Source organism: Veillonella parvula, assembly GCF_902810435.1.
Lineage (GTDB): Bacteria > Bacillota > Negativicutes > Veillonellales > Veillonellaceae > Veillonella.
In genome coordinates this window covers 1,850,833-1,868,277 of sequence record NZ_LR778174.1, presented here as the reverse complement: position 1 = coordinate 1,868,277, position 17,445 = coordinate 1,850,833, and the positions used below count along the sequence as shown (strand labels likewise).

Genomic DNA, 17,445 nt, shown 5'->3' with positions numbered 1-17,445 from the left:
TTACAGGCGTCTGAATTTACATTACAATAACATTAAGAGCTAGTATTTATAGAAAAGAGGTCGTTCACATGGAGTTCTCTTATTTTTTACCAGTACATATCCAATTTGGTTGGGATAAAGTCGATAGTGTTGCTGATTTTGTTAAGCCTTATGGCAATAAAGCACTCATCATAACAGGGCGGACAAGTGCCAAAAAATCTGGACTATATGACCGTGTGACGGTTAAACTTGATGCGGCACATATCGAACATGTGTTGTTTGACCAAGTGGATGCAAACCCCTTAACGACGACTGCGTTGGACGGTGCTGCTTTAGCTAAATCTGAAAGCTGTGATATGGTTATTGCCATCGGTGGCGGCTCTATCATGGACTGTGCAAAAGGCATTGCATTTATGGCCGTTAACGAAGGTGATATTAACGATTATATCTTTAACCGTAAAACCAGTGATAAGGCGTTGCCTCTTATTGTAATTCCTACAACCTGTGGCACCGGCTCTGAAGGTAATGGCTTTGGTGTACTTACTAATCCCGAAACAGGAGACAAGAAATCCTTGCGATGTGATGCCATCGTACCAAAGGTATCCATTGTAGACCCTGCTGTAATGGGTACAATGCCTCCTCATATATTGGCATCTGTGGGATTTGATGCACTCTGTCATAATATCGAGGCGTATACCTCTAAAACGGCACAACCTTTTACCGATGCATTAGCTCATTATGCGGTAACCTTATTAGCACAATATCTTGTGCCACTATATAAACATGTGAAAGCAATGGCTGAAGGCAAATCAGCTGTTCTCAACGAAATTCAACTTACAAAAGCTTGGGAGTCCGTTACATTGGCTAGCACAATTGGAGGCATGGTTATTAATACTGCCGGTGTAACACTTGCTCATGGCATGGAACATCCTGCTAGTGGGCTTAAGAATATTACTCACGGTGTAGGCCTTGCCGTTATTGAACCTGTTGCAGTGGAATATACATGGAGTGCAAACCCTGATAAGTTTGGTGCCTTAGCTCGTATATTCAACCATGGAGATGGCTCCGAACTAGGTGAAGCATTACGTTTGATTGTACATGACCTGGATCTTACCACGAACCTTACAGAACTAGGCTTAACGAAAAAAGACATTCCTTGGCTCGTCGATAACGTATACGTTGTAGCTACCGGGAATATTGCTAATACAGTGGCCGACGTGAGTCGGGAAGATATAGAAATGTTGTATAAGAAAATGTTCTAAGTATTGTCATGATAGGAGAGAGTTTTGTTTCAAGGATTTTATGGCCTATTAACGGTTATGCTATGTATGTTGTTTGCAGTTGTGGCAACCCTATTTAATATAGCGCCTATTACATACATGGTTTTTGGTATAGCTATAGTATTGAGTGTGTTACTGCAATATGGTCGCTTTAAGAAACGAACTATATCTGAAAGAGCCTATAATCGATTGGCTTGTGGTTTGTTTGTTGTCATAACCCTTTGTATATCTTGGCTCGTAGCTGATTGGCTTAAATATGATACTCAAACGACTCGTGATCAAACTGATGGTTTTGAGTTTAGTACAATGGATTGGAAACGTGGTTGGCCTGATAGTGATGAATTACCAGAAGGATTAAAGCGTCCTAGTGTACTTCCAGAAGGGATTATTAGAGCCTCAGCATCTGGTGATGACTTAGCTTGGGCGGGTGCATATCCTACGAAATATACCGTTTTAGAAGGGGACCCTGCAGTTATTGCACAGTATGAGAAAATTGCAAAGGCACAAGCTACTTATCAAGTACAAATCGATAAGCATGGTGTTTTACGTGATTTAAAAACGGGAGAACGAAAAACGTCAATATCTCATCCGAGTGAATATAATATTATTGAAAGTATAAATGAAGAGCCAATAAATCTACCTAAGCGAGATTTTGTTGAATGGTTGCGCTTTGCACCTAGAAAAGAAACAAAAACGGTGGTTAATCAAAGTACTAGCTCCGTTCGTAATCATAGACTATATGTATTTGTAGATAATGGTGATATAAAAAGGCCTCATTTTGTAGAACTGTTAATCAATGATGATGGGACTCGAGCTGTGTTTTATCAGTCGAATTAAAATACTTAAGACTTTTACAAATTCGATTGTGGAGAGTGTATATGCGACAGTGTTTAATGTATTTAAAGAATTTGTTTACTGAGCCTCCATATAGAAAAAGTATATGGTTCTTTATAATTCTTTGGGTACTAACATTTTTGTTTTCGGATGAGATATCATATTCTGGGTTATACTATCTGATTTTGTTAGTAGCTACGATTGTGTTATTGTTTGAAAAATGTGGAGTAATCGATAGTGAGAAAGCTATACGAAAAAGATTTTTAACATATTTTTATGTAATCTTTTTTCTGTGTATGCTTCCCACATTAGCTGTTAATTTAGCATTTTCTGCTATAGGGGTATCTCATTATGATACAAAACAGTGGCACTCTACATGGCCCTCATCTAAAGCGGGGTATATTCCGGCTCCATTACAAACACCTAAGTCTTTACCAGAGAGCTTGAAAGTGGTTTCTTCTGCTGAGGTAATTGGATTGGGTGGGAGTTATAGTTGCTTGGTATTAGATGGTGATGAAGCTACTATTTCACAGTATGAGGAAACTGTTAAATCTCATGCTTGGTATTCGTTTGTAAATGGCAGGAAAAATGATAGTACCTTTAAAGCACTTAATTCATTTACATATCCAAAGGATAGAAATTTATTAGTTAGTGACGTGAATGAATATTATGAGATTATTACCGTTCAACGACAAAACTGGAAATTATTTCCCTGGGTAATTGATGGTACACAGAGTATCGGTGATGATCCTAAGGAAGATTATTATTATAGTACTCGGATATCAGCTGAGAAATATATAGTATATGTTGTTTACCATAACTTTGATCATGATCAGCCTAGAGTCATTTACTTTATGTTTAATCCAGAGCGAACGCGAATGATTACTGTAGATATAGATATGTATCATTAGTTTTTATTAGAATGTCTATAAAAAATTGAAATAATACTTGAATATATTATAATGTGTTCAAATATTGGAATTGACAATTTTAAATCATATCTCTATAATGTGAATTAAAGAGAGACTCGGATATTCACTGTCCCAGCCCTAGGGCTGGGATTTCTTTTTTTAGTCTCTAGTAGTTTAGTTTGTAGAGAGGTGTTATTATGACAGATCAAAACGACAAGAATGTGGATGTCTTAGCGCAAGAGATTACCTTAAAAAGTCGTGGTCAAGGTAAATTGCGCCAGTTCATTTTATGGATGGGGGCACTCATCATTGGTGCTATCTTAGGATGGCAACATATTCCGGCTTTAAATGAGCTCTTTAATTTTATTGCAGCGATCTTTACCCGTTTGTTTCAATTTATCGCAATTCCAACCGTATCCTTAGCAGTAATTACTACATTATCCATGCTAGGTGCTAAAAAGGATACAGGTCGTATCTTTGGTCATGCCGTAGTGTATACTTTGCTAACCACGATTTGTGCGGCGGCTGTAGGACTTGGCTTATACCTTTGGATTGCACCAGGCAACTTGCCAATTGATGTAATCGGTGCTGGCGCATCTCAAGTACCAGAAAAACTCGGTACCGTTACCTATTACGATCATTTCTTATCCGTTATTCCAAATAATATCTTGCAACCTTACTTACAAGCTAATGTATTGTCCGTAATGTTCATCTCCGCATCCGTTGGTTTAGCCTTTGCTTTCATGCCACGCACAGAAAATCGTGAAGCGGTGTTGAAAGTGTTATTTGGTTTACAAGAGTTATTGTTCACGTTGATTAAAGCATTGCTTTATGTATTGCCAATCGGCATCCTTGCCTTTGCAGGTCAATTATCTGCACAAATCGAAGCAGGCGTCATTGTTGGTGCCTTAGGTAAATATACGGCTGTTGTTATTGGCGGTAACTTGATTCAATTCTTTATCGTAATTCCATTGTTCTTGTTATTCCGCGGTTTGAACCCTGTGGATGTATTCCGCAAAATGTCTCCAGCTGTAGCCGTTGCGTTGTTCACAAAATCTTCTGCAGCAACATTGCCTGTTACATTGGCATCTGCTGAGGATAATTTGAAAGCTCATCCTGCAGTAGCTCGTTTCGTATTGCCAATTTGTACAACTATTAATATGAATGGTTGCGCAGCTTTCATTCTTGTCACATCCTTATTCGTAATGCAAAATGCAGGAATGGAATTAACTATGGGCACAATGGTGGCTTGGTTATTTATTGCTGTTCTCGCTGCGATTGGTAATGCAGGCGTTCCAATGGGCTGTTATTTCTTAACCTTGTCCTTGATGAGTTCCATCGGTGCACCAATTGGTTTGCTTGGTATCATCTTGCCAATCTATACGATTATCGATATGATTGAAACCGCTGAAAACGTATGGTCTGATGCATCTGTATGTGCCATGGTTGACCATGACCTTCAAGGTAAATTGGACGACTCTAGTGGCGACGACATGCCTCAATTCCAAGGTGCTTAAATTCGTAGGTTAGATAGACTTAAGAAAATACTTAATTATATAACTCAAATAAAAGGTTATCCTGTAAGGGGATAACCTTTTTTATCTACTAGAGTGCTTGTAATTGTGTAATGATAATTTCGATTAGAAATATAGTTGTTAGAATACTAAATTTCAAAATTAAATTATACTTCTAAAAACTAATAATAGTCACATTACTAGATATGCATTTTATGTTATACTTTCAGATAGAATAATATCGAATTGATAGAAGGCTAGTTGGCACATTAGGTGCGGATTAGAGATTAGAATGAAAGATAAGTCAGTATTACCGATAGAGAAACAATTAAATAAATTTCTCCAACCAAAATGCCTTATCCCAGGTGGTCTTGGTTTATGGGAAATATATTTCCGTAAGATTTGCGCGGCTTGGGGCGAGATTAATGGTGAAATCCGACCACAGCATATCATATTTTCTGCTGATAATGGTTGTAATATGGAAGGTTATGTAGGCTATAACTACGAGGTGACACAAAAGCAATCTCGTAATATGTTACTCGGTGGTTCATCGGCGACACAATTTTGTAACTTTAACAATATTCCTTATGAGGTTGTAGATGTAGGAATTGCCTCAGATGATGGTATTGGTGTGAATCGCAAAGTAGCGAAGGGTACAAAGAATATTTTGAACCATCCTGCCATGGCTGAGGATGAATTTAATAGCGCCTTTCAAGCTGGATATGAACGGATTCAACATTATGTAGAACAAGGAATCAATCTGTTCTCCTTTGGTGAAATGGGCTTGGGTAATACAACAACCTCTGCTTGTGTTTTGTCTGCATTAACTGGAGCTAAGCCAACGGAAACCGTGGGCCCTGGTTCCTGGCCAGACAAACCAGAGCTGATGAAGCGTAAAATTGATTTTGTTCGGTCTGTTTTAGAGCATCATAAGAACAATATGGCTTCTGAACATGAGCCTGACCGAGTTCGTAAAATCGTAGCTCATGTTGGGGGCTTTGATATTGCCGCTATTCTTGGGGCGATGCTGGCTTGTGTAGATTTTGAAAAGCCTTTTGTTATTGACGGCTTTATAACATCTGTGGCAGCTGCTTGTGCAACGCACATAAACGCTCGTATTAAGGACTATGCATTGCCATCGCATTATTCTAAAGAAAAAGGTACGGAAATCGCTTTGGCTGAGGTGGGGATCACTCAAGACATGGTTCCTATTCAAGCACAAATGTCGATGGGAGAAGGCACGGGGGCCATCTTGATGGTTCAAATGCTAAAAACAACGCAGCATATGTTTGTAAATGTGGGCACCTTTGCAGAGCTGATGAAATTATAAGGAAGAAGAATGGAAATAAATAAATACTTTGATATACATTTTGAGCGAGCCGATGATGCAACCATTGCTAAAAGGTTGATAGGTGGGGCTAAGATTAAGGGACCTGCTTTGGTTATCCTGATCCTCTCCATGTTTATTGCCTCTATTGGGTTGAATATGAATAGTACGGCAGTTATTATTGGTGCTATGCTTATATCGCCGTTGATGGGACCTATTCTAGCAACTGGTTTTGGCTTCGCTACGCTTAATTTTACAGTTGTGAAAAGCGCTATTTTAAGATTATCCTTACAGATTACGATTGCTGTTTTGGCATCTACTTTATATTTTTATATTTCCCCCGTTCAGACGGCTACATCTGAACTATTAGCGCGTACAGAACCGAGTATTTTTGATGTATTTATTGCTATATTTGGTGGGTTAGCTGGGATTATTGGGCAAACGCGTAAGACCTTAGATAATGTTATACCAGGGGTCGCGATTGCAACTGCACTTATGCCACCACTATGTACGGCAGGGTATGGCCTTGCTAATGGAAATTGGAACTATTTCTTTGGGGCTGGCTATCTATTCTTTATAAATGCATTCTTCATCTTCTTTGCATCTTTTATTGTTTTAAAGGGTGTATATAGTTTGCCATTCCATAAACAAGCAGAAGAGCTTATTCGTCGTAATCAGCTAATATTTCTTGTGATTGGTTTTATTATGGCTATACCAAGTATTTATGCAGGCTATGATATGACCATCAAGTATTCTGAGTCAAATCATATAGAGCAGTTTATTAAGAACGATATTAATCAAGATGGACGTCGACAAGTGATTGATTATTCATTGGATCGAACGAATAAGCTAGTAGACTTAGTAGTTATAGGAGCTCCTGTGAATTCAGAAGAGCAAGCCCAGTTGGATGACAAGTTACAGAAGGATGAGTACTTGCAGCCTTATACATTGCGATTTGTTAATAGCGTAGATGAGAATAAATCTACTATGGATAAGACGAACTTAAATAAATCTTCGGAAAATCTTGAAAAATATAAAAATTTGAGTAATCTGTACCAGCCGACTTATCAACTAGTAAGTGAAACTATAAACACAATGAAAACGACAGAAGCTGAAGCAAAGGCGTTATTCCCGTTTGTAAGCAAAGTGGAAGGCATGCCTTTGATAGATAATCTTGAACAGGCTAAAGCGAGCCGTTATATAGTGATTATTCGTACCACGTCTAGTGTATCTGATGTAGACTCGAAACGAATAAAAGCTTGGTTGGAGGCTAAGTTATCAGCACCTGTAACTATTTCTATTGAGCAAACAACGTCAACTTTATAATTTGATCTTTTTGATTTTGATTAGATTGTTTATTATATAGAGCGACATTTATAACGGTACTAAGTTTGATTTTAGCTATTAGGTATATTACCTAGTAGTACGGGAAATTATCTTAGTACCGTTTTTATTTGCTTGGTATAGTTAAACGTTATTATTTTATCCTTGCTATAGATTTTAGTTATAAAGATTAATATATAAAATCTATTATACAAGTAGGATTTAAATTGCTATACTTACAACATCGAAATTATTAAATAATTGAATGTAGATACATGAATAAGAATATATAAATTTATTACAATATCTACGTGTGTTGTATACGCGTGAGTCCTCGTCAATAGATGTAGGTGTTCATCGTAGATAGGAGGATTACATGAAAAAATGGTTAGCATTAGCAGCGATGGCCGTATTAGGCGCGTCCTTATTGATTAGTGGTTGTGGCTCTTCCACAACCAATGAAAGTTCCAGCAATGCTGGTAGCTCTAAAGCAGAGGTGTTAAAAGTGGCAGCGAACCCTGTACCTCATGCTGAAATCTTAAATCAAATCAAGCCTTTATTGGCTAAGGAAGGTGTAGATCTTCAAATCATTGAATTTACAGACTACATTCAACCAAACATGGCATTATCTAGCCATGAAGTAGATGCAAACTTCTTTGCTAACGTGCCTTACCAAAATAACTTCAATAAAGATCATGGTACAAACTTCGTAAGTTTTGCACCAGTTCACATCGAACCATTGGCTATTTACTCTCAAAAAATTAAAGATTTGAAAGATTTGCCAAATGGCGCAAAAGTAGCGATTCCATCTGATCCAACAAACAGTGCTCGTGCACTTTTATTGTTGCAAAGTGCAGGTCTTGTAACTTTGAAAGACCCAACTGGTTTGACTAACACACCATTTGATGTGACTAGCAACCCTAAAAATATCCAAATTACAGAGTTAGAGGCAGCTCAAATTCCTCGTTCCATTCAAGACTTAGACGCAGCTGTAATTAATGCTAACTATGCATTGCCAGCAGGTCTTAATCCTACAAAAGATGGTTTATTCGTAGAAAAAGCGGATTCTCCATATGCAAATCTTCTTTCCGTAAACCCTGGTGATGAAAATAAACCAGCTATTCAAAAATTAGCTAAAGCATTACAATCTCCAGAAGTTAAGAAGTTCATTGAAGAACATTACAAAGGGGCTATTATCCCAGCGTTCTAATCAACTGATTTGTTAATAACATAATGTATTTCACAAAGCATCTCCTCAGATTAACTTTATTGATACGAATAAGACGTACTGTTTTATGAACTAACCCCAAAATTGGAATCAATTTTGGGGTTAGTTTCTTATAAATTACATTTTGTCTAATGCAATTAATACATTTGATTTGACCTGTTATGTTGCAAAAGATACGTTACTTTTCATTGTAAAATGGTATAATATTTTTTACATCCTATTATATATATGACTTTGAAATTCAAATCTTAACATATTTTCTATAACATTTTAGATATAGAAATAACTTAGATTTTAACTGTTATTGTTGTATAATAAAGATAGGATATTTAAAAATTTAGATATTTTGGTGAAAGTATTATATCCTTATCTAATTTAATTGTTTATTTTAGATGCTTAGTACATTATATATGTTGTACATATTACATGTGAGACTTTCACAAAAATAAGTATGGTCACTTAGGTGGTCATACGGTTGTTAAAAAGAGAGGTATTTATGCAGCACATGCTACGCATGGGGATTGACGTGGGGTCTACAACGGTTAAAGTTGTATTATTGGACGAACACGATAATTATTTGTATAAAAAGTACATACGCCATTATGCAAACATATTGGACACAGTATATACCTTGTTACAAGAGGCTCAAGTTGGTCATGAAGACGCTCTTGTTCATGTATGTATTACTGGTTCTGGTGGGATGGCTATGGCCGAAAAGGTGCGCATCCCATTCGTACAAGAGGTTATTGCTGAAACGCGAGCTGTGAAAGCCCTCTATCCAGAGACAGACGTTATCATCGAACTTGGTGGCGAAGATGCGAAGGTTACGTATTTAGGTCAAACTGCAGAACATCGTATGAATGGCTCCTGTGCTGGTGGTACGGGCGCTTTTATTGACCAAATGGCGACTTTATTGCAGACAGATGCATCTGGCCTTAACCAATTAGCCATGAATGCTGATACGATTTATCCAATTGCGGCACGCTGTGGCGTATTTGCTAAAACAGACGTACAAGCTTTGTTAAACCAAGGCGCATCTCATGAAAATATTGCAAAATCTGTATTCCAAGCAATTGTAAATCAAACGATTGCTGGCCTTGCATGTGGTCATAAAATCGAAGGTAATGTAGCGTTCCTTGGCGGTCCCTTGACATTTTTGTCTGAATTACGCCAATGCTTTTGCGATACCTTAGAGCTAGATGAAGCGCATCGCATTATCCCTGAGAATGGTGAATTGTTCATTGCTTTAGGGGCGGCATTGATGAAAGATGAGTGCCGCGAGATTACTGTTGGCCAATTGACAAAGGAAATCGGTGCACTTATCGGTATTCCCATGGAAGCTACAGACCGTGTTGATCCGCTATTTAAGAATGAACAAGAATTAGAAGATTTTCGTGCTCGTCACGCTAAGGCTGTAACGCCAAAGGCGAATATCGAGGATGCTCAAGGTCCTTGCTACCTTGGTATTGATGCTGGTTCTACTACACTTAAGGTAGTTCTTATCAATAGCAATAAGGAAATTATATTCTCTCATTATGGTCCTAACCATGGTAAACCATTAGAAAAATCTCGTGAAATCATCGAGAAAATATATGAATTATTGCCAAAAGGTGCCTATATTGCACACTCTGGCGTAACCGGCTACGGCGAGGCCTTTCTTAAACGCGCTCTCGGCATCGATATCGGTGAAGTAGAAACGATGGCTCACTATCGTGCGGCCCGCTTTTTCTGCCCTGATGTATCCTTTATTCTGGATATTGGCGGTCAAGATATGAAATGCTGTAAGGTTCGTGATGGGTATATCGAAGATATCGTGTTGAACGAAGCTTGCTCCTCTGGTTGCGGCTCTTTTATTGATACATTTGCATCTGGGCTACGAATTCCTATCGATCAATTCGCAAAAGAAGGATTATTGGCACCTATGCCAATCGATTTAGGCTCTCGTTGTACCGTATTTATGAACTCTAAGGTTAAGCAGGCTCAAAAAGAAGGTGCTACGGTACAAGATATCGCAGCAGGTCTTGCTTATTCTGTAATTAAAAATGCCCTTTATAAGGTTCTTAAGGTGAAAGATCCTAAAGAATTAGGCGATCATATCGTTGTACAAGGTGGTACGTTCTATAACGAATCCGTTTTGCGTGCCTTTGAGAAATTGATGGGTGTAGAGGTGATTCGCCCTGATGTATCTGGGTTGATGGGTGCATACGGTATGGCTCTTCTTGCAGCAGAAACGGCGGAAGAGTTACAAAAGGGTGAAAGCACATTGCTAGATAGTGAAGGCCTTAATTCTTTACAAGTATCTACGACAATGCGCAATTGTGGCCTTTGCCCAAATAACTGCATGCTTACTATTAATGCCTTCTCCGATGGTCGTACGTACGTAACGGGTAACCGTTGTGATCGCGGTGCTGGCGATATGATCCAAGAGAAACGTAAACCAGTTCCTAACTTGGTAGATGTAAAATTACGTCGTTACTTTGATTACTACTTGAAGAAAAACATTCCAGAGTTTGAAGGTAAAATGCGTGTAGGGATTCCTCGCGTTCTCAACATGTATGAGGACTTCCCATTCTGGTTTACATTCTTCAATAGCTTGGGTTATGAAGTAATCCTTTCAGATTATACGACTAAGGATCAATACAATAAGGCTATCGATACGATCCCATCCGATACGGCTTGCTATCCAGCAAAGGCTGTTCATGGTCACATTCGCGACTTAGCGAATGCACAGGTAGACTTTATTTGGTACCCTTGTATTCAACATGGCCCTAAGGAATTTAGCCGCGACAATAATTACCATTGTCCAATGGTTATTTCCTATCCAGAACTTATCAAAAATAATATGCAAGAGGTTTTGGGCGATACTCCGTTCCACGCACCATTCTTGCCGCTAGCTGATAAAAAATCCCTTGTTCCGGCTCTTGTGAAAGCATTGGATTTCTTAGGCTTAAAGAAGAAGGATATTGCTAAGGCTGTAGACCTCGCTTGGGAAGAGCAGGAAAACTGTAAAGCGTCTTACCGTGAAACGACAAAGAAAACCGTGTCTCGCCTAGTGGCAGAACAAATTCCTACAATCGTATTGGCTGGCCGTCCATATCATTTGGACTCCGGTATTAACCACGGTATTCCTGAACTTATCACATCTCTTGGTATGGCTGTTCTTACAGAAGATGGCGTTGCACCATTAGGCAATGAAATCAAGCATTTACGTGTTGTAGACCAATGGTCCTACCATAGTCGCCTATATCGTGCCGCTGAATTCGTAAGTAGAACTGAAGGATTCCAAATTGTAGAGCTTAACTCCTTTGGTTGTGGCCTTGATTCTATCGTAGCAGATCAGGTAAAAGATATACTTTCAGCAAATCACAAAATCCATACCTTGCTCAAAATCGATGAAGGTACAAACCTTGGAGCCGTGACAATCCGTTTGCGTTCCTTGCAATCTGTAATGGAACGTAGCTTGCGTCGTCATCATAATCCTGAGGCGCCGGAAGAGGTAGTGGTAGAGAAATTACCAACTTACGATTACAATCGCGTTGTCTTCACAGAAGAAATGCGTAAGACTTATAAAATTTTGGTGCCACAAATGTCACCATTGCATTTTAGCCTTTTAGAGCCAGTACTCAAAAATGAAGGATATGACTTTGAAATGTTGCCAGCGCCTACGCGTGACGATATCGAAGTGGGTTTAAAATACATTAATAACGATGCATGTTACCCAGCGATTATCGTTGTAGGGCAGCTCATGTCCGCACTATTATCCGGTAAATATGATGTAGATAAGACGGCTGTTATCATCTCTCAAACTGGTGGTGGTTGTCGTGCTACAAACTACATCGGTTACTTACGTAAAGCATTGATTGATGCTGGTATGAAACAAGTACCTATTCTATCTCTTAATGCGAGTGATATGGAACGCCAACCAGGCTTTAAGTTGACAAAAGGTTTCTTACATCGCATGATTCAAGCTGTTGTATACGGTGATGCGCTCATGCAATGTGTTCTTGCCACACGGCCATACGAGACAAATCCTGGTTCTACCGATGCATTATGTGATTATTGGATTAAAAAATTACGTGATAATATTACATCTGCCAGTCTTCGACAATATAATAAGTACATCAAAGAAATCATCCATGATTTTGATAACTTACCAATTAATAAAGATGTACAAAAACCTCGTGTTGGTGTCGTAGGGGAAATTTATGTTAAATTCCATCCAAGTGCTAACAATCATATTAATGAGCTTATCGAAAAGGAAGGCGGCGAAGTCGTTACATCTGGCTTGCTAGATTTCTTCTTGTATTGTGCAATGGATAGCACATACCGTGCTAAGCACCTTGATGGTACATGGCTATCTGGCTTCTTTGGTACATTGGCTCGTGAAGCCCTTGAGCTCTACCGCTTGCCATATGCAAAAGCCGTAGCAGCGTCAAAACACTTTGACCCGCTACAACGTATGACAGAAGTAGCAAAAGAAGCAGCCCAATTCATCGGACTTGGTAACCAATGTGGTGAAGGCTGGTTCCTCACAGGAGATATGATTGACCTTATCGAAAAAGGAGCTAAGCAAATTGTATGCTTACAACCATTTGGCTGCTTACCAAACCACGTAACAGGTAAAGGCATGGTGAAAACACTATCCGCTGCCTACCCAGACGTGCGAATCGCAGCTATCGACTACGATCCAGGATCCAGTGCGGTTAACCAAGCAAACCGATTGAAACTACTACTATCGACAATGTTTGAATAAGGGTGCTCTGTTATATTTTCAATGGGGCCCCGTGACAACTACATAACACTAGTATAGAAAAAACACAGCCCTCTCTTGGCTCAGTACGGCGCTACGCTTCGTAAAATCGCTGCAGAGAGGGCTGTGTTCTTTTCTATATACACCTGTTATGAAGCGGTCCCATTGAAAATATAACTAGTGCAGTGGGGAGAAGTTGGGATGGAATTTAGTGAATAAGCGATAAGGTCCCTTACATTTTATAATGGGGCCCGAATACAACTGCATATTACTAGTATAGAAAAAATACAGCCCTCTCTTGGCTCAGTACGTTACTACGTTCCGTAAAATCGCTGCAGAGAGGGCTGTATTCTTTTCTATATACGCTAATTATGAAGATGTCCCATTATAAAATGTAAATGATTCAATCTACTGTATATCTAATAGCTCCATCGTTTTTTTATCTCATTATTCACAAAAAATTCGCAATACATCTAACGGAAAAAGAAGAGAGAGGGCTGTGTTTTTTTCTATAAACGCTCGCTATGAAGATGTCCCATTGAAAATATAACTGGATAGAGGAGGGGGAGAAATGTGGAGATGTGCCTATGGCACATCTCCTTTCTCCTACAATCAGTTGTGTAGGTGGTTTTCGTTATTATGCCTAGGTGTTTGTAGAGTTAAAGAATTAATCTATTTTGAAATATGCTTGTAAAGTCCCGCAATGGGACGCCTTCACAGGTAGTGTTAATATAAATAAGATACCCCTTTACGAAGCGATTTTACGAAGTACTGAGCAAGGAAAGGGGTATCTTATTTATATACTAATATTATTCTGTTGTAGTCGGGCCCCATTGTGGGGCTTATACAAATGTGTAAAAGAGATTAATCTTTTTCTACCAAACCATATAGGCACAATAAGGAAAGCGCTGAACATACTAGCATTGTAGTCCCCATGGGAATCCCTGTATATTCCCCACCAATACCAACTAATGGAGATACGATTCCTGCAGAGAACATGCTAGCAAAGCCAAGTACTGCAGAGGCACTTCCAGCCATTTTACCGTATTTAGCCATTGCCATAGAGAAAGAGGCAGAGCCAAATAGGGATACTGTACATACGGTAAAGAATAGAATGGCCGTTACAGGAATAAGTGGCCATTCGAAAAGCATAGCTATTAAGAATAGCAAGGAGCCGATTGTTAGTTGCCAGAGGGCAAATGTTAGTAATTGTCGAACTGTGATTACATTACTTAATCTAGCGCTTATGGCACTAGCTAAGATAATACCACAGCTATTGATACCAAAGAGATAGCTAAATTCTTGTGCAGATAGTTGGAAGATGTTTTGGTATACAAAGGATGAACCTGAGATATACGCAAAGAATCCACCAAAAGCAAAGAATTGGATTAGTGTTTGCCCAAGGAATCGCTTATCTTTAATAAGCGTAATGTAGTTCTTTGTAGCAGTTGCAACGCCACCTGTAACGCGTTTTTCTTTAGGTAAGCTTTCACGGAAGAGAAGAGATCCCGCTAATAGAATAGCAGAAAATATTGCTAAAATAACGAAGATAACGCGCCATGTAGTGAATAGTAATAATTGACCGCCGATGAGCGGAGCGATTACAGGCGCCAAACCGTTAACCATCATGAGCAATGCAAAGAGTTTAGTCAATTCTTGACCAAATGCAAAATCTCGAGCGATGGCCTTAGCAATTACAACGCCCACAGATCCTGTTAAACCTTGTAGAAAGCGTCCTAGTAAAAGTATTTCAATGCTTGGTGCATAAGCACAGATTATGCTAGAGATAACGCAAAGTAAGTTGCCTGTTATAAGAGGCAACTTGCGGCCCATAGTATCACTAATAGGACCTCCAAATAATTGACCTAATGCAACACCAAAAGTCATCACACCAATGGTCATTTGAATATTTGATGCAGATGTATTTAGTTCACTAGGCATAATTGGTAATGCTGGTAAATATAAATCTGTTGCAAGTGGTGTGATGGCTGTCAACAGACCAAGGAATACTACTAAGATGAAAGAGACCTTAGCAGAATTTTCTTGAGTCATAAAACCCTCCTATACTAAAGTGAGAAAAATAAAAGTCTGCGAATCGCACTTCGCAGACTGCATTTAATTTTTTCTATTTGATACGATGTATTTTACCATGATTGAGAAAAAATATCTATATGAAATATTGAGTTTGCTATATCTCTATTTATAGATTACAATTAGTATATTAATTATATCTAAAAATATCAATGTGTTTATTGGCGATGGGAGAATTATATGAAATATTAACTAAAAGGTTTTGTGTTAGCTGCAATAGTAGTAATCGGGACAGCTACGGTTTCATCTGTAGAAGCAATATCATTAAACCATGTTATATGTAGTATTCTCATATGTGGCAACAAAAAAGAACAGCTCGTGAAGAGCTGTTCTTTTTTTGTTACCAGTTCTTAGAAGAAAAAGTGGTGAATTTCATGGATGAAATGTTGACCGAAGAAGGAAATACAACCGTGCATTACGATGAATACAATGAAGTATTTGAAGGCACTGTTCATGATAACACTTGCTTCGATTTCATGTTCTAGTTTATGAGCTTCTTCAGCACTGATTTCTTTGTGGTTTTCTAGGTATGCTTTCAAAGCAGGCCCTACGGCACCAATAGAAATCGCGATGGATTGTGGGGACAACATTTTGCCGATACCAGCTGCACCGGAGTTAACTGCTGCCAACCAGAAACCAAGGTCTTCGAAGTTTGTAGGATCTAAGCCTTGGGCTGCAGCAATTTGAAGTGGGCCAAACAATACGTTGGAGTTTGTACCAGAACCAGTTAAGAATGCACCCAACGCACCCACGATAGGAGCGAATAGAGGATACAATGTACCTGTACCAGCAACCATTGCTTTTGCAATGTCTGCAGTCATACCAGAGTAAGTCATCAATTTAGCTGTCATAACAACTGTGATGATTGTAAGGTATGTGAATTTCAAGTTTTTAACTGTGCTACCCAATGTACCGAAGATTTCGCCAGCTTTTGCTTTTTGGATGAAACCACCAACAATACCAGCGATAAAAATCATAATACCAGGAGTTGCAATCCATACGAATGTGTAAGGTTTTGCACCAGCACCTTGATAAATAGGTACAGATGTTTTAATGGACGCAAGAGGACCATTAATTGCAGGGAACAATTTAGAAGTTAATAACAATAATACGAAGATTAAGATGAATGGCATTGCAGCTACAAGGCCTTCGCCACCAGAAACTTTAGGGACTTCGCCAGTTTGTTTAACTGCGTATTTAGGATCATTAGGAGGCATGATTTTTGCACAACCAATGATAACTGCCATGATAACGATGGATGCAGAAATTACGGATAATTCTGGACCCATTACAGCGTTGATTACAGTTTCAGGAACTGCTAATGCTAAACCAGAAAGCAATGTTACAAGGAATACGCCTTTTAACGCTTTAATACCGCCACCAATAATCATAACAACAAAGAATGGAGCGATAAGGTTAAGCAAGAACAATTGTACGGAAATGAATGTACCTAAATGGCTTGGATCAAGGTTTGTTAAGGATGCCAATGTAGTTGTTGGAATCCCGATAGAACCAAATGTTGTTGGTACGGAGTTTGCAACGAGACATGCGATGATAGATTTAAGTGGGTCAAAACCTACGGCAACCATCATAGCTGCAGGAATTGCAACGGCAGTACCGAAGCCAGCCATACCTTCCATGAAGGCACCAAAGCCCCATGCAAGTAGTAATGCAAGTACACGAGTATCAGATGTTACAGAAGAAAGCATGGTTTTAATAGTTTCCATTGCTTTCGTATGTACTACCAAGTTATAAACGAAGATAGCAGCTGTAATAACTAATAGGATTGGCCAGATTGCCAATGCGGCACCTTCAAGGGCACCAGTGACCATAATAAATGGGTCAGCTTGGAATGCTGTAATAGCGATAATGAAAGAACCAATCGCAGCAACACTTGTTGCTTGCCATGCAGGTAATTTCAAGATGGATAACGCTACAATCAACCAAATGATTGGAGATAGCGCTAATAGAACGGTGATAGCACTCATTTCTAAGATCATCCTTTCAAGTAAAACAAAAATATATGCTCAACAGGACGACGTAGTTTAATCAATTTAATTGATGAATAAATCGCTATGATGTTAATTTGTAAAAGTTCAGTTAAAATAAAAGCTTACAATAAAATAACAGATATACTTATCATAAAAATTGATATAGTACATAAAATTTTTTAACCTCATAGCCTATGAGGTTAAAAACATAAGAGAG

The 17,445-nt window shown here is 38.7% G+C and carries 10 protein-coding genes; 8 read left to right on the top strand and 2 right to left on the bottom strand.

From position 1 onward, the window contains the following. Window positions 1-68 precede the first annotated feature (68 nt). The 8 genes from FNLLGLLA_RS08575 (at window position 69) to FNLLGLLA_RS08540 (ending at window position 13,149) form a co-directional block, all read left to right on the top strand. The gene (locus tag FNLLGLLA_RS08575) at window positions 69-1,241 is read left to right on the top strand and encodes an iron-containing alcohol dehydrogenase (protein WP_174892367.1); all 1,173 of its coding nucleotides are present in this window, start codon (window positions 69-71) and stop codon (window positions 1,239-1,241) included. A 24-nt stretch (window positions 1,242-1,265) separates the two neighbouring features. Further along, window positions 1,266-2,096, top strand: a complete 831-nt coding sequence (locus tag FNLLGLLA_RS08570) for a hypothetical protein (protein WP_004698137.1) — start codon at window positions 1,266-1,268, stop codon at window positions 2,094-2,096. Window positions 2,097-2,137: 41 nt separating this feature from the next. Continuing rightward, window positions 2,138-3,004 carry a hypothetical protein gene (locus FNLLGLLA_RS08565; protein ID WP_105087156.1) on the top strand — a complete coding sequence of 289 codons (867 nt, stop codon included), beginning with the start codon at window positions 2,138-2,140 and terminating at the stop codon, window positions 3,002-3,004. 197 nt (window positions 3,005-3,201) lie between these two features. After that, a complete protein-coding gene (locus FNLLGLLA_RS08560; protein WP_105087155.1) occupies window positions 3,202-4,521 on the top strand; it encodes a dicarboxylate/amino acid:cation symporter in 1,320 nt (439 codons plus the stop codon). Window positions 4,522-4,810: 289 nt separating this feature from the next. Beyond that, a complete protein-coding gene (locus tag FNLLGLLA_RS08555) occupies window positions 4,811-5,848 on the top strand; it encodes a nicotinate-nucleotide--dimethylbenzimidazole phosphoribosyltransferase (RefSeq protein WP_105087154.1) in 1,038 nt (345 codons plus the stop codon). Between the two features lie 9 nt (window positions 5,849-5,857). Continuing rightward, window positions 5,858-7,171 carry a DUF389 domain-containing protein gene (locus FNLLGLLA_RS08550; RefSeq protein WP_105087153.1) on the top strand — a complete coding sequence of 438 codons (1,314 nt, stop codon included), beginning with the start codon at window positions 5,858-5,860 and terminating at the stop codon, window positions 7,169-7,171. A gap of 373 nt (window positions 7,172-7,544) precedes the next feature. Continuing rightward, on the top strand, window positions 7,545-8,378 hold the full coding sequence (locus FNLLGLLA_RS08545) for a MetQ/NlpA family ABC transporter substrate-binding protein (RefSeq protein WP_105087152.1): 834 nt from the start codon (window positions 7,545-7,547) through the stop codon (window positions 8,376-8,378). A 514-nt stretch (window positions 8,379-8,892) separates the two neighbouring features. Beyond that, complete coding sequence (locus FNLLGLLA_RS08540; protein ID WP_021148571.1) at window positions 8,893-13,149, top strand: 2-hydroxyacyl-CoA dehydratase; 4,257 nt, start codon at window positions 8,893-8,895, stop codon at window positions 13,147-13,149. An 861-nt stretch (window positions 13,150-14,010) separates the two neighbouring features. Here FNLLGLLA_RS08540 and FNLLGLLA_RS08535 read toward each other — a convergent pair. Both FNLLGLLA_RS08535 and FNLLGLLA_RS08530 read right to left on the bottom strand, forming a co-directional pair. After that, window positions 14,011-15,198, bottom strand: coding sequence for a multidrug effflux MFS transporter (locus tag FNLLGLLA_RS08535; RefSeq protein WP_008602366.1), 1,188 nt, complete (start codon window positions 15,196-15,198; stop codon window positions 14,011-14,013). Between the two features lie 389 nt (window positions 15,199-15,587). Next, window positions 15,588-17,225: an L-lactate permease gene (locus tag FNLLGLLA_RS08530; RefSeq protein WP_008602367.1), complete on the bottom strand. Its 1,638-nt coding sequence runs from the start codon at window positions 17,223-17,225 to the stop codon at window positions 15,588-15,590. Window positions 17,226-17,445 lie beyond the last annotated feature (220 nt).